This is a genomic window from Nereida sp. NH-UV-3, assembly GCF_042939535.1.
GTDB lineage: Bacteria > Pseudomonadota > Alphaproteobacteria > Rhodobacterales > Rhodobacteraceae > Nereida > Nereida ignava.
In genome coordinates, this window is the sequence record NZ_CP132157.1 from 421089 (window position 1) to 441860 (window position 20772).

Below are 20772 nucleotides of genomic sequence, written 5' to 3' on the forward strand. Positions count from 1 at the left end.
CCTATCTATCGGGCATCTTCCAGAACACTGCGCACCACATCCACAGGCACGTCAGTGGTAACAAACGCCTCACCGATGCCCCGCGCCATAATGAAACGCAGCTGCCCATCGATGACCTTCTTGTCTTGTGACATCAGTTCAATGAGGGCGTCAGTTGACGGGAGTTCCCCATCGATATCACGCAGATCAACTTTCATACCCATTGCCCGCAAATGCGCGCGCACCCGGCTTGGCGCTTCTTGAGCACACAGCCCCAACCGCATTGAAGCCTCAAAAGCCAAGGCGCAACCAATCGCAACGCCCTCACCGTGCAAAAGGCGGTCCGACGCATAGTCTGTGGCGGTTTCAAGTGCATGGCAAAACGTGTGCCCAAGGTTTAGCAGAGCACGATCCCCCTGCTCTGTCTCATCCCGCACCACAATATCAGCTTTCATCTGAACAGAACGGCGCACGGCCTCAATGCGCAAATCAACATCTCCTGCAGCCATTGCCGGTGCATTTTCTTCAAGCCATTCAAAAAACGCGGCACTTCCCAGAAGTCCATATTTCACGACTTCACCGTAGCCTGCCAAAAAATCACGGCTTTGCAATGTCCCAAGTACGCCCACATCCGCCAACACCAAACTCGGCTGATGAAATGCGCCAATCAAATTTTTACCGTGGGGCGCGTTAATGCCTGTTTTACCACCAACGGAGCTGTCGACCTGCGCCAAAAGTGACGTTGGGATCTGCACAAACCGAACACCGCGCCGTAAAATCGCAGCGGCAAAGCCTACCAAATCACCAATCACGCCACCGCCAAAAGCAACAACAACGTCACCACGTTCTACTTTTTGGTCCAACAGCCACTCAACTGTTTTACTCAAATGCGGCCAACTTTTTGTACTCTCACCGGCGGGTAGTTTCAGTGATGTCATTTCGACACTATTTTCGGCAAGGCCAGCGTGCAGCGCATCCAAGTGCAACGACGCCACGTTTTCATCGGTGACCACAGCCACTTTTGGCCGCCGCAGCAAAGGTAAAATTTGCGCTCCGGCTGATGCAATCAGACCAGTTCCAATCCGCACGTCATAGGCTCTGGTATCAAGCGGAACATGAACCGTCGCTTGTGTTGCGCCATCTGTGGGGGAGGTCTCTGTCATTAAAATTAGTCCTTCAAAAACGCAAATAAGGCGCGCTGCACAGCCGTGGTCGTCTCAGTAATGCTTCCCTGCCCACATTCCACCTGAATGTCTGCGCGGCGGTAGTGAGCCACCCGCGCATCGAATAGCGCGTTCAAGGTAGCGCGTGGGTTTTCAGTCCGTAAAAGCGGCCGAGTATCTTTATGGCGAACCCGCTCCCAAAGCACATCAAGCGGCACGTCAAGCCACACAGAAACGCCTTTGCTCGCGATTAGATCACGATTTGTAGGCGCCAGAAAAGCGCCCCCTCCAGTACTCAAAACACACGGTGGGCCAGACAGCAAACGGTCTATTACCTCGGTCTCGCGCTGACGAAAAAAGTCTTCGCCATCCCGTTCGAAAATCTCGGCGATGGTACGTTGGGCGGCGGTTTCAATCTCGGCATCACTATCAACAAACGGTACATCGAGAGCATGGGCCAATGCACGACCAATCGCCGTCTTGCCGGCTCCCATCATGCCAACCATCACAACCGTTTTTAAAAGGCTCTGCGCCATCGTGTACGTCACCCCGAACATCGTTTGCCGCGCCTGTCACTTACCTATCAGATAAGCGCCTGCCCGCCGTTTTCCGTCTCACCCCACGTGAATGCCGTGAGTTTTGCAAAAAGACCATATACAACTGCAATAATTCGCTCAATTATGGGCTAAAGTCGCGGCAATGCACCGCGTCATCTGGTTGAGTACAGTGTAGAAACCTGTAGCTAAGCTGGGAAATCGAGGCAGAAAAGAAAGTTCGACGCTATGATAGGACGACTTTTTAAATTTATCGGGTATCTCGCAGTTTTGGCGATCATCGGGCTGGTGGCCTTTGCGTATCTTGGGCCGATGGTGATGCCTGATGCCTTCGCCCCACCGCAAACTTCAGTCACAAAACCTATTACTTTGAGTGTTGAATGATGCCAACCAAGCACGTGGGTCTAGCGGGTTTTGCGTGCTGCCTATGGGCTTGCATGGCGTCCGCACAAGAAGAGCCACTATCAACCATTGATTGGCTAAGCGAGACACTGCGCGGCCCACAAACGGTGCCTCCAGCCGGTACGCTACCACCGATCGACCTTGATGCAACTGTACGTAGTTTGACCCTTCGCCCTGGCGGCAATTTGCCCGAACAGATCACAATACCGCAAGTCGCCGTCGAGCCACTTGGCGCGCCCAAAACACGTGCTGTTGGTCTCAGCCCGCCAAGTGCTACTGGCCTGCCCCATACCCTTTGGACAGCGAGCGATCCTGAAACTCTTTCCCCTTTGCTTAGAGCGATCGGCGCACCGACAATTCCTGCGATGCAGCAGCTTTTACGCCGACTGCTGATTGCGGAGGCAGACACGCCAATTACACGCGACCCAGAGGCTGATATCTTGGTCGCACGCGTGGACGCTTTGTTGGCAATGGGGGACGTAGAGACAAGTCTTGCACTGCTCGATCAGGCAGGTGCGATGACCCCGCAACTGTTTGCACGTTGGTTTGATCTATCACTGCTGACTGGTACGGAAGATGCCGCATGCACAGCGCTTATGGCAAACGCAGCCCTACGTGCGGCACTGCCAACTCGTATCTTTTGCCTGTCACGCACAGGGGACTGGAACGCCGCAGCTTTGACGCTCAAAACAGGCGAAGCCTTGGGGAAAATTTCAGCGGATAAAGCAGCTCTTTTGGCACAGTTTCTTGATCCAGAACTTGCAGAAGAAAGTGTTAATCTGGCACCACGACGCGCAATTACACCGCTGCAATTCACTTTGCGCCGCGCGATTGGAACACCACTGCCAACCACCACGCTTCCCCTCGCTTATGCCACCACAGCGCTGACGCCAGACAACGGTTGGAAAACGCAAATTGACGCAGCCATCCGCCTTGCCCGTGCTGGAAGTTTGTCATCAAACCGACTGCTGGATGTGATGGCAGCCAACATTCCGTCCGCATCAGGGGGCGTTTGGGAATTGGCCGAAGCATGGCAACGCCTTGATATCTCCGTGACCGCTAGAAATCCCTCGGCCATCAGCCGTGCACTCCCTACAGCTTGGGTCGAGGCGCGAAAGGCAGGTGTGCAAACAGTGATGGCCGACCTCTACAGTGAGCCTCTAAAAGACTTGCCGCTGACCGGTCCGGCACAAATTACGCGCGCTGAAATTATGTTGGTATCGCCCCTTTATGAAAGCGTGTCAGCCGAGGACACCGCCAACACTGACCTAGCTTTCGCGCAGTCGGTCGCCGTAGGGACCCCAATTGCATCCCTTGCGGGCAGCTTGATTGAACGGATCATTGTGGACGGATTTGCGACAAACATCCTGCCCCCACAAAATGCAGAGTTGCTCCGCCAAGGGAAATTGGGTGAGACACTTGTCCGCGCAATTGTCACCGCAGAACAGGCGGCGACGGGCGACTTGCGTGACATCGCACAAGTCATCACACTTCTGCGCCAAACGGGTCTGGAAAGCACTGCCCGCCAATTGGCCCTGAACCTCCTTTTGATCGATAGGCTACGCACATGACTGCGGTTCATTCTGACGCCCATCTGATTAAAGCGTTTCTAGAGGCACAAGCCGCTGAGTTGGACGCCGCCACGAATACGCAGCTGGCCTATGCCCGCGATCTGACGGATGTGAGTGGCTATTTGAACCACAACGATGAAAACTTTGCATCTGCCACACGCCAGCACGTGGAGGATTATCTAGTACATTGCGACGCCCAAGGTTTTGCAAAATCTACCCGCGCGCGGCGATTATCGGCGATGAAACAACTCTTTCGGTTTATGTTTGAAGAAGGGTTGCGAGCAGATAACCCCGCCATTCAGATAAAAGGCCCCGGCCGCAGCAAAGCACTGCCAAAAACGCTATCCACCGATGAAGTTGAACGGCTGCTTCAGACTGCACGTACGATCGGCAGGACTGAAAATGACCGATTGCGAAACGCCTGCCTGATGGAGCTTCTGTACGCCACGGGAATGCGTGTGACCGAACTTGTCAGCCTCCCCGTAAGTGCTGCACGCGGTGATCCGCGGATGCTGCTGGTTCGTGGCAAAGGCGGTAAAGAACGGATGGTTCCACTATCTGCCCCCGCGCGTGACGCCCTTGCGGCGTGGCTTACTGCATGGGACACCAAAGATACCCTAAGCAGAGCCAAAGGGCTGCCAAGCTCAAAGTATCTTTTTCCATCGCCCTCAAAAGACGGGCATCTAACACGCCATGGGTTTTACATTTTTATCAAAGACTTATCTCTCAAAGCTGAAGTTGATCCCGCAAAAGTAACACCGCACGCAATGCGCCATGCTTTTGCCACGCACCTTCTTGAGAACGGCGCTGATCTACGGTCAATTCAGGTGCTTCTTGGGCATGCTGATGTCGCCACAACCGAGATTTACACACATGTTTTGGATGAACGTCTCAAGGCGCTTGTGCTTGAACGTCATCCCTTGTCCACCACTCCAGATCGCAACAACTAAAGGCAAAACGCCTGCCAAGCCCTTGATTTTCACGGCAAACACCCTTCATAGCTAATACAGGGTTATTTAAGGACTTAAAACCAGTGGACACAGCCTTTTGGGTTACGTCGGGCGGAATTGTAATTCTGCTTGTACTGTCGGGCTTCTTTTCAGGCTCGGAAACTGCACTAACAGCTGCCTCACGCGGCAAACTCCGAGCACAGGCCGACAAAGGCAGCCAAGGGGCCGAGCGCGCGCTGGCCATCACCGAAGACAACGAACGGCTGATCGGTTCGGTCCTTCTGGGCAACAACCTCGTCAACATTCTGGCAACCTCGCTGGCGACAGCCTTGCTGACCCGCGTGTTTGGCGAAAGCGGTGTTGCACTTGCCACCCTTATTATGACGCTGCTTGTTCTGATCTTTGCAGAGGTGCTGCCCAAAACATACGCCATCACAAATGCCGAGACCGCCGCCGCCGCAGTTTCAGGCCCCATTTCAGTTGTCGTCAAAGTGTTCTCGCCAATTGTGGCCACCGTAAGGGTGTTGGTCCGTGCCGTGCTAAGCATTTTTGGTGTTCAGACCGATCCCGATGACCATATTTTGGCCGTGCGCGAAGAGATTGCCGGTGCGCTTAATCTTGGACACTCAGAAGGGGTTGTGGAAAAAGAAGACCGCGACCGCATCTTAGGCGCACTTGATCTGAGTGACAGGACGGTAGAGGAAATCATGCTTCACCGCTCGGGCATTGAAATGATCAATGCCGACGATGATCCCGAAACTGTATTGTCGCAATGTCTTGCTTCAAGCCACACCCGCTTGCCCGTTTACCGCGACGAGCCTGAGAACATTATCGGCGTCGTGCACGCAAAGGACCTGCTGCGCGCTATTGATAAATTGGTGCGTGGCCCAGACGCAGATCCTGCGGGTCTGTCCCGGTTTCAAGTGGGCGATGTGGCGATGGCCCCCTATTTTGTGCCTGAAACCACGACGCTTGATGATCAAATGCGTGAGTTTTTGCGTCGCCACACGCACTTTGCGCTGGTGGTTGATGAGTACGGCGCCCTGCAGGGCTTGATCACACTTGAGGATATTCTTGAAGAAATCGTGGGAGAAATCGCAGACGAATTTGACGAGGCAAAAGAGCCAGAGTTTATCGCTGACATCGATGGTACGTACACACTAGATGGTGCAATGACGATCCGCGATGTAAACCGCGCACTTGATTGGTCGTTGCCAGATGACGAAGCCGTCACCCTTGCGGGCCTTGTCATTCACGAAGCGCAAACGATCCCTGCCGAAGGACAAGTATTCTCATTCCACGGTTTCCGGTTTGAAGTCGCGAGCCGCGAAGCAAACCGTTTGGCAGAGTTGAAGGTACGCAAAATCGGCTGAACGCAGAGAAACCAAAATAAGGGGGCGATTTAACGCCCCCGAAATAACCCACCCAAAATACCGCGTACAATACGCCGCCCAGTTGTGCCTTTCAGCTCTTTCAGAACGACCTTGCCGATCTCAGCACCAAGTGAGGTACTGCTGCGCCGCGGTGCACGCGCTGTTGAACGGCCAACTTTTGTACCACTGTACCGCCTGTTCGACAGGTACTCGCGCTCTGCCACTTGCAGTTCTTCCTCTTTCTGCTCAGCGGCAAGGGCAGCATCTGCCGCACGTTCTGCACGCTTGGTAAGCGTTTCAAAAGCCGACTGCCGGTCAATAAGTGTCTCGTATTTACCTGCAATCGCTGAGTTCGCGATACATGTCGCCCGCTCGCTGACCGAGATCGGACCAAGTTGTGAGGACGGTGGTCGGATCAACGTCCGTTCGGCCACTCCCGGAACCCCTTTGTCCTCTAGGAAAGACGTGACCGCTTCACCGACACCGACTTCGGTAATGGCTTGTTCAATATCAAACGCAGGATTTTCGCGGTATGTCTCGGCGGCCAATCTAAGGGCCTTTTTATCCCGTGCCGTAAACGCGCGCAAAGCGTGCTGAACACGGTTGCCAAGCTGACCCAAAATGTCTTCTGGCACATCTGCGGGGTTTTGCGTGATGAAGTACACACCAACGCCTTTGGACCTGATCAAACGGGCGACCTGCTCGACTTTGTCGACCAACACTTTGGGTGCATCGTCAAACAACAAATGCGCCTCATCAAAGAAAAAGACCAGTTTCGGTTTGTCCGGATTACCCACCTCGGGCAGCTCTTCGAACAGCTCAGACAGGAGCCACAACAAAAAAGTCGCATAAAGCTTTGGCGCGTTCATCAGCTTATCAGAAGCTAAAATGTTAACACGCCCACGAGGACCATTGGGGGTGACATCAACGGCCATCAAATCGCCAAGTGCGAGTGCCGGTTCACCAAAAAGATGCGCTGCACCTTGGTTTTCAAGCACCAGCAACCGCCGTTGGATCGCGCCAACGGACTGGCTGCTCACATGCCCATATCGCAGCCCGAGTTCTTTGCCGTTTTGCCCCACCCAAACCAAAAGTGCTTGAAGATCTTTGAGGTCCAGCAGGGCCAATCCTTGCTCATCTGCGACCCGAAACGCGATGTTTAGAACGCCTTCCTGCGCCTCTGACAGCTCGAGCATACGCGACAACAATAGCGGACCCATTTCAGCAACCGTTGTTCGCACAGGATGACCTTGCTTGCCGTAAAGGTCCCAAAAACACACAGGGAAAGCTTCATAGGAAAAGTCATCAAGCCCAATAGTATCCACGCGTTTTTGAAAGGCTTCATGCAACTTGTGACCGGCATCACCGGCCTTGGCCAAGCCGGACAAATCTCCTTTCACATCAGACATAAAGACAGGGACACCTGCACGGCTAAAACCTTCTGCCAAAATTTGAAGGGTCACGGTTTTGCCCGTTCCCGTGGCCCCTGCGATCAACCCGTGACGGTTTGCGTACTCAAGCTTCAGGTGTTGCTGCTGTGCATAGTCCGGCCCACCGCCGCCAACTATCAATGTTTTTTGCGCCAATGTTCGTGACCCCTACCTAACTCGTAAACAAAATTGCCTTAATTCAAAAATATAGCGTTAACGATTGTATGTCACATTAATCCTATGCAGCGTAGTCGGTTCTCAGCGGTGCATTCCTCCCTGAAGGACTGGCCGCGGCGCATGTTTAGTCGCGGTCCTTTTTTGTGCACTGCATCCTGATCATGCTCAATTACTTTGCTTTGAGAAAACCCACCAACCTTTTCAGTATTAAATGTTGACGAACGCGTCGGCTTTTCCTAGCTTCGACTTATAAGTCGGCTAGTCTGACAGGGAAAAACAAAACAGGGGTTGCTGGTTTTAGCAGCCCCTGTTTTCTTGGCATAACTATTGAGGCAAAATTAGCCTTAGATTATCCCATACTAAATAATTAAATAAATGCGGCCGAAGCCAGCAAAATTCCGCTTTGCGCAATGACACACCAAATCAGGCATGATAAGCCGCTAGCAGCTGTAAAAAATACGGGAAAAGCCATGACCAACCTCTTCAAATTCTGTGCAATTCTCGCAGTTTGTGCCGCACCAGCTTGGGCGCAAAGCAAAACATCAGACACGGATCAGACCGCCCCTGCGGGAACTGTGAGCACCGATGGCGATGCAGGCATCCCGTTGCAACTGGGCGAAGAAGAAGCGCCCAGCGGACCACAGCCGGGCCAGACTTATGTTCTCGAAGAAGCGGGCGCGTGGGAAATTCGCTGTGTTAAGCGCCCCGAAGGAGCAGGGCAGCCGGATCCGTGCCAATTGTACCAGCTGCTGAAAGATCAAGAAGGCAATTCGGTCGCTGAAATTAACATGCTCGCCCTGCCCGCAGGAAGTGCTGCAGCGGCGGGCGCCAATGTTGTTGTCCCCCTTGAAACATTGCTGACCGAGCGGCTGACAATGGCGATTGATGGCGGACCTGCCCGCAAATACCCGTTTGCGTTTTGCAGCCAAGTGGGGTGCTTGGCCCGTCTCGGGTTTGCTGATGCTGATGTGGCCAATTTCAAACGCGGAAACGTGGCAAAGCTGACAATTGTACCAGCGGTTGCACCAGATCAAAAAGTTGAACTGGATGTATCTCTAAGCGGTTTCACCGCAGGTTTTGCGCGTCTTCAGGAACTATCGGCCCAGTAAATCCGTCTGATTAAAGACAAAAAAGGTCGCTCGACTTATTAAGCTTAGCGGCCTATTTCTAGGGTGCACGTCGCAACGCGATAACCGCGTTTAAACCACCAAATGCAAATGCATTCGACAGCGCCACGTCAACCTTCGCATCACGCGCTACATTCGGCACGACATCAAAGGCGCACTCTGGATCTGTCTCTTGGTAATTGATCGTCGGGGCAATAACCCCTTCTCTAAGGGCCATCAGACAGGCCAGAAGCTCTACTGCCCCGGTCCCGCCGATTAAGTGACCATGCATGGACTTGGTCGAACTCATCATAAGCTGGTCAGCGTGGGGCCCAAACACTTCGGCAACGGCAGCGCATTCTGTCTTGTCATTGGCCGCGGTTCCCGTGCCGTGGGCGTTGATATAGCCAACTTCAGATCGGTCAATTTGTGCATCCCGCAAAGCACCCGCGATGGAACGCGCGGCTCCGGCTTTGGACGGCATAACGATATCAGAGGCGTCAGAACTCATCGAAAAACCAATCACCTCAGCAAGAATTCCCGCGCCGCGTGCTTTGGCATGCTCAAACTCTTCGAATACAAACACGCCAGCACCCTCGCCCTGCACCATCCCGTTACGGGTTGCACAAAACGGGCGGCAGCCATCTTTCGACATAACCCGCAGCCCTTCCCAGGCTTTGATGCCACCAAAACAGAGCATGGCTTCTGATCCACCTGTAATCATAGCCTTCGCGCTCCCGCCGCGGATCATGGCAAATGCCTGCCCCATCGCGTGATTTGATGACGCACAAGCTGTGGCAACCGTAAAGGACGGGCCACGCAAATTATGTTCCATGCTGACATGAGCCGTTGCCGCATTATTCATTAGTTTCGGGACGATAAAAGGATGAACGCGGTTCTTGCCGTCCTCATAGACGGTACGATAATTTTCGTCTTGGGTGGTCAACCCGCCCCCAGAAGTGCCTAGGATAACGCCTGCCCGATCCGCTAGCTCGCCAGTAAAGACCAACCCCGATTGGGCAATCGCCTCGCGCGCTGCAAGTAGGGTAAATTGCGTGAACCGGTCATAAAGAGCGATCTGCTGGCGGTTAAAGTGATCCGCTTCGTTATAGCTGTGAATTTGCCCCCCAATGGTGACGGAAAGCCGCTCAACGTCGCGCATATTCAGCGCGGAAATACCACAGACACCTTCCGCCATAGCGGCTTGCGTAGAAGCAACATCACGGCCAAGCGCATTGATTGTGCCAGCCCCCGTAATGACGACGCGGGTCATTAGGCCGCCTCGTTCACAAGCTTTTCGATCGCTTTTGTGATGGACCCAACGGTCGAGATATCAAAGTCGCTTTGAGACGGCTCATTGGCATTGAAGGGCACGGAAATATCGAAGGTTTCTTCGATCGCAAAGATACACTCGACCACGCCCATGCTGTCCACACCCAACTCAGCCAAGTTGCTTTCAAGCGTAATTTCAGCAGGATCAAGCATGGCTTGCTCTGCTATGATATCAATAACTTGCGATGCAATGCTCATGTGACTTTGGGTCCTGTATGATCTCTGACGTTTAGCTGTTGTCGCTATCAGAAGTAGGTGCTTTTTTCAGGGCTGCAACATCTTTGGCAAGACGCGGCAGACGGCGAAGCGCCTTGTACTGATCAATCCCCGACTTCATAGGAATTGCGGGATCCCCCATTAGAACCCTACCCGCTGGTTGGTTGGTCCTGATTTTGCCACTTCCGCTAAGAATAACGTCATCGCCGACAGTGACATTATCAACCACGCCAGACTGCCCCGCCAACACAACACGGTCGCCAAGCGTACTGCTGCCCGCCACGCCGGACGCACCGCAAAGTAAGCAGTCCTCACCCACCACGGCGTTATGTGCCAGTTGGACAAAATTATCGATTTTCGTCCGATTACCAATTTTCGTGTCACGGATTGTGCCACGATCAATACAGGTGTTCGCACCGATATCTACTTGATCGCCAATCGTCACGCTGCCCAAAGAATGTATGCGGGTCCAATGTTGGCCCGCTGTCTCGCCGCGTTCACCCAAAGTTTCACGAATTTGCTCGGTCGGGGCCTTGTCTGGCGTTACAAAGCTAAATCCGTCCGAACCGATCACAGTCCCAGACTGGCACGTAAAGTCATCCCCAATGGTAACGTTATGCCCTATGTTAACGCCTGCGTGGATCAACGCCCGTGCGCCAATTTTTGTACCGTATCCAATGGTCGTGTGTGCCCCGATTTGCGCATTATCGCCAACAACCACATCAGCACCGATCACAACAAACGGCCCGACAGACGCGCCTTTCCCGATTACGGCGGACGGATCGATGACAGCCGAAGGGTGAACGCCTGAACCAATCTTGGGCCCTTCATCGAACATCTTGGAAAGCGGCCCAAGGCTAAACCGTGGTCGCGGCACACAGATAGCACCTTTCAGACCAAGCGCCTTCCAATCCGCATCAGACCAGAGCAAAGCAGCCTCTGCCGCAGCGCTTAAACCTGCCGCAGCAGATTCTGAAAAAGCCAATGCAAGTTGATTATGCGCTGCATCTTGAGGCTCGGACAGTCCGCGCAGGACAAGTGTCTCATCCCCAAGCGCCTCAGCGCCCAAAGCCTGTGCGATTTCAGCCAATGTATAGGTTGTCATGTCCACGCCCCTTTACGCATGCGGGTGTCGGCGCAAGACTTAGCCGCTGACGCTGCGCAGGGCCACCCCTTCCCGCGCCAAGGCACGCCAAATCCGTGCATCGCGGCCGTAAACGTCGCGTCGGAATTGAAGTAGCCCATCAGGTGAGGCGATCGCTGTGCGGTACATGATATGCACGGGCACAGGCTGTTTTAGGTTCACGGTCGCTTCCTCACCCGTCGCCAGCAATGACTGGAAGAACGCCTTTGGGTTACTCTCTTGCTTTGCCAAAAGCGCGTAAGCAAAATCAAACGGGTCGTTCAAACGGATGCAGCCGTGACTGAATGCACGAACATTGCGACTGAACAAGCTTTTGGCGGGCGTGTCGTGAAGATAGATGTTGTAGCGGTTGGGAAACATAAACTTAACCAACCCCAGGGCATTCCCCTTTGACGGGGGCTGGCGCATGTTAAATGGAAAGGTCTGTTCATCAAACTGACTAAAATCGACCGCGCCACGGTTAATCTTGCGACCCGAACTATCAGTGATTTCAAGTTGGCTCACCGCGTTGCGGTTTTCCTTCAAAAGCGGCAGGTATTCCTTCGTGGCGATCGAGCGCGGCACATACCAGCTTGGATTGATGACCATAAATTCCATCACGTCCGAAAACTCTGGGCTGCGCTGGTCCGAGACGTTCTTGCCCACCACACTGCGGGTTTGGAACGTCACAGTGCTACCATCCATAATTTTGGCGGTAAAATCTGCTAAATTGACATCGATATGACGTTTTCCGCGTGGACGGTTCATCCAACGCTCGCGCTCCATTGCAACGATCACGTTGCGCAGACGCCGCTCCATCGGCACGTTGATTTCCTTCAGCGTCACCGCTCCAGCAACACCGTCCGCGGGCAGACCGTTGCCAAGCTGAAATTGCTGCACCGCTTTTTGCAGATCCGCGTCATATGTTGCTGACGCACTACGGCGCATGTAGCCCATCGCCACCAGACGGTCGCGCAACTCAACCACACCTTTACCGCTTTGACCTGGCTTAAGCGATTTACCAGATACCGTCGGGCCCCAACCGCCTTTTGCGATTTGACGTTCCATATCCAGCTTGGCTTTCATCAAGCGCGTATATTCGGGGTTCTTAGGCGGCAAGCTTTTCATGAAGCCAACGGGATTTGAATTTGCGAACGCATCAAGGGTCGCCAAACGGTTGCGGTACGGGACTTTGCGTACAATTTCCTCGTCCACCCGTGACGGCGTTAAAATGCCGGTCTGAATATCGCGCGCATAGGAAAGAAACTGACGAGACAACTCAACTTCCAGCTTTCCGCGTGCTGTGGCACCTTCCGCTGCGCCAATCAATTTTCGTAGTTTAGCATCATCGTATTTGGCTGAGGGCAATCCATGATCTGCTGCACCCGCAAACGCCGCTACCAATGCACGGCGCCTCGCGCGATCTTTGCTGCCCGACCCGACCCATATGGCTTCATAACCCGTTGCTTTGTAATAGGCAGCAATGTCGCGATCTTTGGCTGCTGCCGTCGCGATTGCTTGTTTTAATTGCGCATCTTGGGCCAAAGACGGCGACGCCACAGCCAACATCAAAACAACAAGACCCAACCACAGAACCGCCAGCGCATTGCGCCAGACAACCAAACCACGATCCACCGTTTCGGCGCTGACACGACCCTCAGCGCGCGCATTCAGATGGTTGTTGAATTGGCGTCCGGAAATAGCTTGTTTACGCAACATGTCTTTTGTCCCCCACACATTTAACTGTGTTTACTACTTGGCAGATACGCGCAGCACACCCGCAAGATGGATGATCCACGATGCCGCTTTGAGTGTCTATTCACAAATTCCTCATCTATTCGTTCTAGAAGGCATTTGTGGCATAGCAGCCAGATTTCAGCGCCCGCATCTGTGCGCTGCACGACCGTAACGATTGACGAAGGCCCTGATACGCAAAAATATGCCGAAATTCGCGGTAAATCGTGGGTCTGACAAATCTATCCTTGGTTGCTGATTCCCCTTGTGCAATAACATGCGCACATCTGGGGAGATGTAATAGCGGCAAGCCTTTCTGAGGGCTTTACGCAAAAAGCAGGACGACGAGGCACGATGAGCACGGTATCTTCCACTTGCATCACACGGCGTGGGCTTTTGACGGCGTTTGCCGCAAGCGCGATCACAGCCGCCCCAACGTATTCAAACGCCGCTGGTTTTCTGCGTGGCGCTGGCGACATTCGCAAACTCAAAGCTTACTCTGGACGGACCGGCGAGAGCATTGAGATGATATATTGGGTTGAGGGCGAATACCTGCGCGACAGCCTAAAAGAAATTAACTGGTTCATGCGCGACTGGCGTCAGGACAAAGCAATCAAAATGGACACACGCACGATTGATGTGATGGCGGCGGCGCATAATTTGATGGATACGCCCGAACCCTATTTGCTGCTGTCTGGCTACCGGACGCCGCAAACAAATTCGATGCTTCGGTCACGGACCGGTGGCGTAGCTAAAAAGTCGCTACATATGAAAGGCCAAGCAGCTGATCTTAGGGTCAGTGGCCGTTCTGTAAGCCAAATGGCCCGCGCAGCGCAGGCTTGTGGCGGCGGTGGTGTTGGCCGCTACACCAAATCAAACTTCGTGCATATGGATTGCGGCATCGTGAGAACTTGGGGCCGTTAATTCGGCACACCCTACCACTCCAAGTTTCTTTAAAGATTTCGCGGGCATTTGAACAAAACGGCCCAAGGCATCTTATCCAAAGCACAATATCAGGCTAACATTTTGATATGTCTGATTTGCAAACAATCAAAAATATCGGCCCCGCCTTTGAAGAACAGCTTATCGCGGCAGGTATCGCTGATGCGCAAATACTGCGCAGCCTAGGGCCCGACGCGGCCTACGCCATGTTATTGGCCGCGGGCAACAAACCCCATTTCATCGGATACTACGTTCTGGTCATGGCACTGCAAGGGCGTCCTTGGAATGATTGTAAAGGCGCCGAAAAAGAAGCGCTGCGGATCAAATTCGACGCGCTAAAAGCAAACCGCACGCAAAACGACACCGGCATCGAACGCGAACTAGATGCCATTGGGACTGGTCTGATCAGATAGGCCCGTCAGCCAGACAAGAAAAAGGGCGCAAAGGTTTCCCCCCACGCCCTCTCAAATTCAAGTCACAAGTGACTTAGCCAACCAGTTCAAGGCCAGAGAAGAAATACGCGATTTCTTCTGCAGCAGTTTCTGGAGCGTCAGAACCGTGAACAGAGTTTTCGCCAACTGATTCAGCAAACTCAGCGCGGATTGTGCCTGCAGCCGCATCACTTGGGTTTGTGGCGCCCATAACTTCGCGGTTTTTCGCAATTGCGTCTTCACCTTCAAGAACTTGTGCAACGATTGGTGCAGACGCCATGAATTCACACAGCTCGCCGTAGAAAGGACGCTCTGCGTGCACTTTGTAGAACTCGCCTGCTTGTGCAGCTGTCAGGTGGATGCGCTTTTGTGCAACGATGCGCAGACCAGCAGCTTCAAATTTTGCATTGATCGCGCCAGTCAAGTTGCGGCGTGTTGCGTCTGGTTTGATGATTGAGAATGTACGTTGGATAGCCATGATAGACCCCTTACAGGTTTTGAGTTGCAGTAATGATTTGGCGCGCACTTAGCACCCTTTCCCGCCTATGAAAAGCCTGCGTTGACGGGGGCCACGTAAACGGGCATGGACCCTGCATGTTACGCATTTCAGACATCTCATTCGCCATCGAAGGCCGTCCGCTTTTTGAAGGCGCATCCGCCACAATTCCCACAGGCCACAAGGTCGGTTTGGTTGGGCCAAACGGCGCCGGCAAAACCACATTGTTCCGCATCATTCGCGGCGAGTTTGCCCTTGAAGGCGGGTCAATTTCAGTGCCAGAACGCGCTAAAATTGGCGGCGTAGCCCAAGAGGTTCCCTCCTCCGAGACCTCATTGCTCGATACGGTTTTGGCCGCTGACACCGAGCGCAGCGCTTTGTTGGCCGAGGCTGAAACCGCAACAGACCCCGCTCGCATTGCCGATGTTCAGATGCGTTTGGCCGATATCGATGCATGGTCTGCCGAAGGCCGCGCCTCATCCATTCTCAAGGGTCTGGGTTTTGATGCGGCCGAGCAATTGATGCCCTGCTCTGCGTTCTCTGGGGGCTGGCGGATGCGTGTGGCTCTTGCGGGTGTGCTCTTTGCACAGCCCGATATTTTGTTACTAGATGAGCCGACAAACTATTTGGACCTTGAAGGCGCGCTTTGGCTGGAAACCTATCTGGCCAAATACCCCCACACGGTTGTCATCATCAGCCACGATCGCGGCCTTTTGAACCGCGCTGTCGGCCACATTCTGCACCTTGAAGGGCGCAAACTAACGCTCTGGGCTGGTGGTTATGATCAGTTCGCCAAGGCCCGCGCCGAGCAGCGCGCCATTCAAACTGCCGCCGCGAAAAAGCAAGATCTGCGCCGCGCGCACCTGCAAAGCTTTGTGGACCGCTTCAAGGCAAAGGCATCAAAAGCCAAGCAGGCCCAATCACGTGTAAAGATGCTTGAGAAAATGGAGACAATAACGCCGCCCGAAGAAGCGGCAAAGCGCGTTTTCACCTTCCCCGAGCCCGAGGAAATGTCCCCACCCATCGTCAATGTTGAAGGTGCGGACGTCGGATATGATGGAACGCCGGTTCTTCGAAAGCTGAACCTGCGCATTGATCAAGATGACCGCATCGCACTTTTGGGCAAAAACGGTCAGGGTAAGTCGACGTTGTCGAAACTGCTGTCAGGTCGCCTTGATGCGATGGCGGGCCGTGTGGTCATGTCATCCAAGTTACGCATTGGTTATTTTGCACAACACCAAGTGGATGAACTTTTTATCGACGAGACCCCGCTTGACCATATCAAAAGGCTGCGTCCCGACGAAGGACAGGCCCGTTTGCGCGCGCGTCTAGCTGGCTTTGGTCTTGGCGCCGATCAGGCTGACACGCTTGTGGCAAAGCTCTCTGGGGGGCAAAAAGCACGCCTGTCGCTGCTGCTTGCCACCCTTGATGCGCCGCATATGCTGATCCTTGATGAGCCGACCAACCACCTTGATATTGAAAGCCGCGAGGCCCTTGTTGAGGCCCTAACGGCCTACTCAGGCGCTGTCATTCTGGTCAGTCACGATATGCACCTTCTCTCAATGGTTGCTGACCGGCTTTGGTTGGTCAAAGACGGCGGCGTGGCACCTTACAACGATGACCTTGATGCCTACCGCAAACTGCTTTTGACCAATGACGCACCACTGAAAAACAAAGATAAAACCGCTGCTAAACCCGCCAAACCGAAAGTCACAAAAGACCAACTCACGGCCATGAAAACAGACGTTCGCAAATGCGAAGAGCGCCTCGAAAAGCTGAACGTCATGGGCGATAAGCTGGCCAAAAAACTGGCGGACCCAACTCTTTACGAAGACGGCAAAGCAGGCGAAGCTGAAGTGTGGCAGAAAAAATACGCCGAAGTGCGCACAGCGCTCGACCGCGCCGAGGCGCTTTGGGTCGCTGCATCAGAAAAACTCGAGGCGGCGAGTAAACGGGTTTAAGGCCCCGGACAGGAGACCGGAATGGACATAGCGTTTCTCATCACTGCATTCGCGACGCTTTTCGTGATCATCGACCCGATTGGCCTTACTCCCATTTTTGTGGCCCTTACGACAGGAATGTCCCCGCAGCAGCGCCGCCAAGTTGCACTGCGGTGTTGTCTTATCGCCGTCGGTATTTTGTTGGCATTCGGCCTTTTTGGAGAGGCATTGTTGGGGTTTGTGGGCATTGGCATGCCAGCTTTCCGCATCTCAGGAGGTGTGTTGTTGTTCATCACCGCTCTCGACATGCTTTTTGAACGGCGCCAATCGCGGCGCGAAGATCAAGCTGAAGAAGAGCCCGTAGACGACCCGTCTGTCTTTCCTATGGCCATTCCACTCATCGCGGGCCCCGGCTCTATCGCGACGATCATTCTGTTGACGGGCGATCAAGACTGGATGGGATTTGCCGCAGTCACACTGGTCATGATCAGCGTTATCATCTGCGCGTTTTGCCTGTTTCTGTTCGCAGGCGTCATCGAGCGCGGATTGGGCAAAACTGGCGTCAACATTGTCACACGCCTTCTTGGGATGCTTCTTGCGGCCCTATCGGTTCAATTCATCCTTGATGGGTTGCGCGACTTTGGCATCGGGTTGATCTGATGGATGGCGGCGACACCGCGCAACTGCTCTATATGGGTCTGCTCATTGTCGCGATCGGCGGCAGCTATTTGGTGAGCCAACGACGTAATCTAGGCAAAACACTGCAACAAGCCGCGATTTGGCTCCTTATTATTCTTGGTGCGATCGCTGGTGTCGGGCTTTGGGAGGACATCAGCGGCACAGTTACTCAGGCTCAAAACACCAACGCCGCAGGTCAAATTGAGGTGCCACGTCGTGTCGACGGGCATTTTCACCTAACGCTACAGGTAAACGGTATCCGCGTGCCTTTCTTGGTAGATACTGGCGCAAGCGAAATTGTTTTAACCCAAGAAGACGCGCGCCGCGTGGGGTTTGACACTGCGACTTTGGATTATTTCGGGCGGGCAAACACGGCTAATGGCACAGTCAGCATTGCATTTGTGCGCCTTGAAACTGTGCAACTTGGCGAGATTATGGACACTGGCGTGCGCGCGACAGTCAATAGCGCACCGATGGAAGGCAGCCTTCTGGGGATGAGCTATTTGCAGCGCTTTGCTGAAGTTTCAATCCGCAGAAACACTTTGATCCTAACGCGGTAAAATCTGTAACCAAATGCCGTCTTTGGCACGTACGGTCAGGTGGGCCACTGGTACCGGAAGCCGATCTTGGACCAACTCAAACCGGTACGCACGCACCAGATCCGCCAACATCAAGACCCCTTCCAGCATTGCAAAACTCGCCCCTGTGCAAACCCGTGGCCCACTGCTGAACGGCATGTACGCTTGTCTGACAGCTTGCTTAGCCTCTAGATTTTGAAAACGGGTTGGATCAAACTGATCTGGATCATCCCACAACCGAGTATGGCGATGTAGATGCCACGGGCTCAGCACAATTTGCGCACCGCGCTTCACATCACGGCGCCGAAATTCAACATTTTCTGCGGCCTCGCGCACCATCATGGGAACTGGTGGATAAAGCCGCAGCCCCTCGCGAAACACATCGCGTGTCACGCGCAGTTTCGATAAATCGGAAAATTCCAGATCACTGTCTGGCACTTCCTCGGCAATCTTGTCCTGCCATTCAGGGTACATCGCCAGCAAATAAAGCGTCCATGCCAAAGCAGAAGCGGACGTTTCATGACCCGCCAAAAAGAAAATCGCTACCTGATCGACCATTTCATCAGCGCTAAAAATCTGGCCTGTTTCGGGATCAGGGGTCGTCATAATTTTTGTAGCCAAATCATCGGGCGCGCGTCCCTGCGATATCTCTTCCAGCCGCGTTTCGGTCAGCTCCGCAATCAAGGCACGAATGGTTTTAGCAGTTTCAGACGTTTGGCGCCGAAAGACACGAGGCATCCATTTCGGAAGCCGAACAAAGGCGGCTAAGTTCAAAAGCGGCTGACTGCGTTGGTAGTCTCTGAACTGTGAAAAAACTGATTGCGCGATTGGCGTATCAATAGGCAGCGAAAACAGGGTGCGAAAAATTACGTCAGCCGCCGCATGGCTGGTGAGCGGCTCAATATCGCGTGCGGTTCCATCGGCCAAAGGTGCGAGGCGCGCAACAGTTGCAGCACTTGCTGCTTTCATCGACCCAAACACCTCGCGCAGCCGTCCGCCTTCGAACGCGGGATCAATTATCCGGCGCTGTCGCTTCCATGCCTCGCCGTTCGTCAAAAATACGCTGTCTCCCAACAAAGGGCGCAGGCCTTCGCTGATCCGGTTTGATTTGGGAAAACTATCGGGTTCAGTTTTCAGAACACGCTCAATCACCTGAGGATCATTCACAAGGTAGCTTCGGAAAAACAGCGTCCGAAATTCCGCCATCCAAGCGCCGTAAAGTTTGGCAGGTTGCGCGGACAAAATATCTGCCCGAAACAACTTCATATACCGCCAGAGCGATACACGCTCGGGCCGAGATGCTGGTTTTGGGGGGCGTATGTCATTGCTACTCATGGGGCGGTCTTTGTGAATTTTGACACAGCCCTGACGATCCGTGAGTTCGACGGTGCACGTCCTTTGAACCGCTCTGCGAGCGAAACGTGGCCGGCAGTAATCTGAAAGTAATCATAGTCAGCTGGGCTATCGAATGCGCAGAGGTACTGAAAATGAAGTCGGAAAAACCGCCAACGCAGTGCCTTCCACCGCGAAGCACTTAGTGTTTGGGAAAACGCTGCCGAAATCACCAAAGGCCACCGTTGTGTGGGTTGCGCAACGCCCGACACAGCAACAGGATCACAAAGCGCAAACGCACAGCCATCACCTGGTGCAGTCACATCCACCCACGTCAGTGGCGCAGCCTCACTGAGGTAGTGCAGATCACGACGCAACTCATCTGCACCAGGAAGAAAACTGACCATTGGCACGACTTGTCCAAGTGACAGAAACGCCAGCGCCGGTTGGTGTGTGGACAGGTTGCCGTCACGCAGAACATCGGCCAACGCCGACACTGCCAGATGCGCACCAGAGGAGTGCCCAACAACCAAAACCTCATCCACATCGCTGTGCAACGCGTCAGAGATTGCAGCGGAAAACTCCGTAATTCGCTGTTTTAATGCAGCTGAATAGGCGCCGCAGGTCGCAGCCGAGTGGCTATAATCATGCATCAAATAGTAGGCGAAAAACTTGTTATCGTTGGTTTTGAACCAGCGTAGAACGCACCACGAGGCGACAACTGCGACCGTCAATGATATTGGCCAAATGCTAAAACTAGCGCCCACTTGCATCACCCAATTCAGCAACCGATAGACCACCGTGCCGAGCCAAAACGCCAAGCCCGCCTGCCCCAGCAAAAACACCACTGGATAAAGCGCCGCAATCACAGGGCCTTTTCGCAGCTTCATCAGCCGCCACAGAACGCCTGTTGAGATGTAAATCCATGCAGTCTTGAACAATTGCGCATAAGTCGCCGCGATCGTTTTCGACATGCTGTCACGCACAATGTCAGACCAAACGAGCACTTCAAAATCGCTGTCCGTTATATGGCCGTCGATATCTGCTTTCACATGCCAGCCATACCGCGCGCCTGTGTGTTTGCCGGATAATTCAATATCATAGCCGCTGATCCGCCCCTGATCCTTGCTTTGTGTTCGGTAAAGCTCGCGGTATCTGCGCGGGTGGATCGGATCATATCCGGGAATATAGAACACCTTGCGGCGCTTAACACGCGCCGCAGTAGCTTTTTCCGAATGTGAGTGGATAGATTTCATACCCAAGCG

Annotated in this window: 20 protein-coding genes; 10 read left to right on the top strand and 10 right to left on the bottom strand. The window is 53.7% G+C overall.

All coding sequences use genetic code 11. From position 1 onward, the window contains the following. Window positions 1-5: 5 nt before the first annotated feature. Both aroB and NeNHUV3_RS02030 read right to left on the bottom strand, forming a co-directional pair. Window positions 6-1142 (bottom strand): 3-dehydroquinate synthase, encoded by a 1137-nt coding sequence (gene aroB / locus NeNHUV3_RS02025; RefSeq protein WP_391482155.1) that lies wholly within the window; start codon window positions 1140-1142, stop codon window positions 6-8. A gap of 5 nt (window positions 1143-1147) precedes the next feature. After that, on the bottom strand, window positions 1148-1678 hold the full coding sequence (locus NeNHUV3_RS02030; RefSeq protein ID WP_391482156.1) for a shikimate kinase: 531 nt from the start codon (window positions 1676-1678) through the stop codon (window positions 1148-1150). A gap of 246 nt (window positions 1679-1924) precedes the next feature. Between NeNHUV3_RS02030 and NeNHUV3_RS02035 the strand changes: the two genes are divergently transcribed. The 4 genes from NeNHUV3_RS02035 to NeNHUV3_RS02050 all read left to right on the top strand — a co-directional run bounded on the left by NeNHUV3_RS02035 (window position 1925) and on the right by NeNHUV3_RS02050 (window position 5992). After that, window positions 1925-2080 carry a hypothetical protein gene (locus NeNHUV3_RS02035; protein WP_158441639.1) on the top strand — a complete coding sequence of 52 codons (156 nt, stop codon included), beginning with the start codon at window positions 1925-1927 and terminating at the stop codon, window positions 2078-2080. 53 nt (window positions 2081-2133) lie between these two features. Next, the gene (locus tag NeNHUV3_RS02040; RefSeq protein ID WP_391482157.1) at window positions 2134-3669 is read left to right on the top strand and encodes a hypothetical protein; all 1536 of its coding nucleotides are present in this window, start codon (window positions 2134-2136) and stop codon (window positions 3667-3669) included. Further along, window positions 3666-4619 carry a site-specific tyrosine recombinase XerD gene (locus NeNHUV3_RS02045; RefSeq protein ID WP_391482159.1) on the top strand — a complete coding sequence of 318 codons (954 nt, stop codon included), beginning with the start codon at window positions 3666-3668 and terminating at the stop codon, window positions 4617-4619. The genes NeNHUV3_RS02040 and NeNHUV3_RS02045 overlap by 4 nt, the downstream gene beginning before the upstream one ends. Before the next feature lie 83 nt (window positions 4620-4702). Next, on the top strand, window positions 4703-5992 hold the full coding sequence (locus NeNHUV3_RS02050; protein ID WP_391482160.1) for an HlyC/CorC family transporter: 1290 nt from the start codon (window positions 4703-4705) through the stop codon (window positions 5990-5992). A gap of 29 nt (window positions 5993-6021) precedes the next feature. On the opposite strand, the gene NeNHUV3_RS02055 is transcribed toward NeNHUV3_RS02050, so the two are convergent. Further along, a complete protein-coding gene (locus NeNHUV3_RS02055) occupies window positions 6022-7578 on the bottom strand; it encodes a helicase HerA-like domain-containing protein (RefSeq protein WP_391482162.1) in 1557 nt (518 codons plus the stop codon). A gap of 491 nt (window positions 7579-8069) precedes the next feature. Here NeNHUV3_RS02055 and NeNHUV3_RS02060 point away from each other — a divergent pair, with 491 nt between their 5' ends. Beyond that, on the top strand, window positions 8070-8708 hold the full coding sequence (locus NeNHUV3_RS02060) for an invasion associated locus B family protein (RefSeq protein WP_391482163.1): 639 nt from the start codon (window positions 8070-8072) through the stop codon (window positions 8706-8708). A 58-nt stretch (window positions 8709-8766) separates the two neighbouring features. Here the strand turns inward: NeNHUV3_RS02060 and NeNHUV3_RS02065 are convergent, their stop codons facing one another. The 4 genes from NeNHUV3_RS02065 to NeNHUV3_RS02080 are packed head-to-tail and all read right to left on the bottom strand — an operon-like array spanning window position 8767 to window position 12945. Next, window positions 8767-9978, bottom strand: a complete 1212-nt coding sequence (locus NeNHUV3_RS02065; RefSeq protein ID WP_391482165.1) for a beta-ketoacyl-[acyl-carrier-protein] synthase family protein — start codon at window positions 9976-9978, stop codon at window positions 8767-8769. Then, the gene (locus tag NeNHUV3_RS02070; protein WP_391482167.1) at window positions 9978-10235 is read right to left on the bottom strand and encodes an acyl carrier protein; all 258 of its coding nucleotides are present in this window, start codon (window positions 10233-10235) and stop codon (window positions 9978-9980) included. Before NeNHUV3_RS02070 ends, NeNHUV3_RS02065 begins: the two co-directional genes overlap by 1 nt. Window positions 10236-10266: 31 nt before the next feature. After that, on the bottom strand, window positions 10267-11358 hold the full coding sequence (gene lpxD, locus NeNHUV3_RS02075; protein ID WP_391482168.1) for a UDP-3-O-(3-hydroxymyristoyl)glucosamine N-acyltransferase: 1092 nt from the start codon (window positions 11356-11358) through the stop codon (window positions 10267-10269). 39 nt (window positions 11359-11397) lie between these two features. Next, window positions 11398-12945: a murein L,D-transpeptidase gene (locus tag NeNHUV3_RS02080; RefSeq protein ID WP_391483160.1), complete on the bottom strand. Its 1548-nt coding sequence runs from the start codon at window positions 12943-12945 to the stop codon at window positions 11398-11400. Window positions 12946-13464: 519 nt separating this feature from the next. Between NeNHUV3_RS02080 and NeNHUV3_RS02085 the strand changes: the two genes are divergently transcribed. Beyond that, a complete protein-coding gene (locus NeNHUV3_RS02085; protein ID WP_048597620.1) occupies window positions 13465-14034 on the top strand; it encodes a DUF882 domain-containing protein in 570 nt (189 codons plus the stop codon). Window positions 14035-14141: 107 nt separating this feature from the next. After that, the gene (locus tag NeNHUV3_RS02090) at window positions 14142-14465 is read left to right on the top strand and encodes a TfoX/Sxy family DNA transformation protein (protein WP_391482170.1); all 324 of its coding nucleotides are present in this window, start codon (window positions 14142-14144) and stop codon (window positions 14463-14465) included. A gap of 73 nt (window positions 14466-14538) precedes the next feature. Here NeNHUV3_RS02090 and ndk read toward each other — a convergent pair whose 3' ends face one another. Further along, window positions 14539-14961 (bottom strand): nucleoside-diphosphate kinase, encoded by a 423-nt coding sequence (gene ndk, locus NeNHUV3_RS02095; RefSeq protein WP_048597622.1) that lies wholly within the window; start codon window positions 14959-14961, stop codon window positions 14539-14541. Between the two features lie 116 nt (window positions 14962-15077). Between ndk and NeNHUV3_RS02100 the strand changes: the two genes are divergently transcribed. From NeNHUV3_RS02100 to NeNHUV3_RS02110, 3 genes are read left to right on the top strand one after another with little or no spacing between them, the layout of a single operon-like run. Next, a complete protein-coding gene (locus NeNHUV3_RS02100) occupies window positions 15078-16940 on the top strand; it encodes an ABC-F family ATP-binding cassette domain-containing protein (protein WP_391482172.1) in 1863 nt (620 codons plus the stop codon). 21 nt (window positions 16941-16961) lie between these two features. After that, on the top strand, window positions 16962-17579 hold the full coding sequence (locus NeNHUV3_RS02105) for a MarC family protein (RefSeq protein ID WP_391482174.1): 618 nt from the start codon (window positions 16962-16964) through the stop codon (window positions 17577-17579). After that, window positions 17579-18157, top strand: coding sequence for a TIGR02281 family clan AA aspartic protease (locus NeNHUV3_RS02110; protein WP_391482176.1), 579 nt, complete (start codon window positions 17579-17581; stop codon window positions 18155-18157). Before NeNHUV3_RS02105 ends, NeNHUV3_RS02110 begins: the two co-directional genes overlap by 1 nt. On the opposite strand, the gene NeNHUV3_RS02115 is transcribed toward NeNHUV3_RS02110, so the two are convergent. Together NeNHUV3_RS02115 and NeNHUV3_RS02120 are read right to left on the bottom strand one after the other, a co-directional pair. Next, complete coding sequence (locus NeNHUV3_RS02115) at window positions 18146-19510, bottom strand: cytochrome P450 (protein ID WP_391482178.1); 1365 nt, start codon at window positions 19508-19510, stop codon at window positions 18146-18148. The genes NeNHUV3_RS02110 and NeNHUV3_RS02115 overlap by 12 nt on opposite strands. Continuing rightward, the gene (locus tag NeNHUV3_RS02120) at window positions 19507-20763 is read right to left on the bottom strand and encodes a hypothetical protein (protein ID WP_391482179.1); all 1257 of its coding nucleotides are present in this window, start codon (window positions 20761-20763) and stop codon (window positions 19507-19509) included. The genes NeNHUV3_RS02115 and NeNHUV3_RS02120 overlap by 4 nt, the downstream gene beginning before the upstream one ends. Between the last annotated feature and the right edge of the window lie 9 nt (window positions 20764-20772).

Bases quoted from the DNA above. Each gene is read 5' to 3' on its own strand.
- NeNHUV3_RS02115 (WP_391482178.1), bottom strand. From the start codon at position 19,510: ATGAGTAGCAATGACATACGCCCCCCAAAACCAGCATCTCGGCCCGAG.
- aroB (WP_391482155.1), bottom strand. From the start codon at position 1,142: ATGACAGAGACCTCCCCCACAGATGGCGCAACACAAGCGACGGTTCAT.
- NeNHUV3_RS02035 (WP_158441639.1), top strand. From the start codon at position 1,925: ATGATAGGACGACTTTTTAAATTTATCGGGTATCTCGCAGTTTTGGCG.
- NeNHUV3_RS02040 (WP_391482157.1), top strand. From the start codon at position 2,134: ATGGCGTCCGCACAAGAAGAGCCACTATCAACCATTGATTGGCTAAGC.
- lpxD (WP_391482168.1), bottom strand. From the start codon at position 11,358: ATGACAACCTATACATTGGCTGAAATCGCACAGGCTTTGGGCGCTGAG.
- NeNHUV3_RS02070 (WP_391482167.1), bottom strand. From the start codon at position 10,235: ATGAGCATTGCATCGCAAGTTATTGATATCATAGCAGAGCAAGCCATG.
- NeNHUV3_RS02100 (WP_391482172.1), top strand. From the start codon at position 15,078: ATGTTACGCATTTCAGACATCTCATTCGCCATCGAAGGCCGTCCGCTT.
- NeNHUV3_RS02105 (WP_391482174.1), top strand. From the start codon at position 16,962: ATGGACATAGCGTTTCTCATCACTGCATTCGCGACGCTTTTCGTGATC.
- NeNHUV3_RS02110 (WP_391482176.1), top strand. From the start codon at position 17,579: ATGGATGGCGGCGACACCGCGCAACTGCTCTATATGGGTCTGCTCATT.
- NeNHUV3_RS02045 (WP_391482159.1), top strand. From the start codon at position 3,666: ATGACTGCGGTTCATTCTGACGCCCATCTGATTAAAGCGTTTCTAGAG.
- NeNHUV3_RS02085 (WP_048597620.1), top strand. From the start codon at position 13,465: ATGAGCACGGTATCTTCCACTTGCATCACACGGCGTGGGCTTTTGACG.
- ndk (WP_048597622.1), bottom strand. From the start codon at position 14,961: ATGGCTATCCAACGTACATTCTCAATCATCAAACCAGACGCAACACGC.
- NeNHUV3_RS02080 (WP_391483160.1), bottom strand. From the start codon at position 12,945: ATGTTGGCTGTGGCGTCGCCGTCTTTGGCCCAAGATGCGCAATTAAAA.
- NeNHUV3_RS02060 (WP_391482163.1), top strand. From the start codon at position 8,070: ATGACCAACCTCTTCAAATTCTGTGCAATTCTCGCAGTTTGTGCCGCA.
- NeNHUV3_RS02120 (WP_391482179.1), bottom strand. From the start codon at position 20,763: ATGAAATCTATCCACTCACATTCGGAAAAAGCTACTGCGGCGCGTGTT.
- NeNHUV3_RS02030 (WP_391482156.1), bottom strand. From the start codon at position 1,678: ATGGCGCAGAGCCTTTTAAAAACGGTTGTGATGGTTGGCATGATGGGA.
- NeNHUV3_RS02090 (WP_391482170.1), top strand. From the start codon at position 14,142: ATGTCTGATTTGCAAACAATCAAAAATATCGGCCCCGCCTTTGAAGAA.
- NeNHUV3_RS02065 (WP_391482165.1), bottom strand. From the start codon at position 9,978: ATGACCCGCGTCGTCATTACGGGGGCTGGCACAATCAATGCGCTTGGC.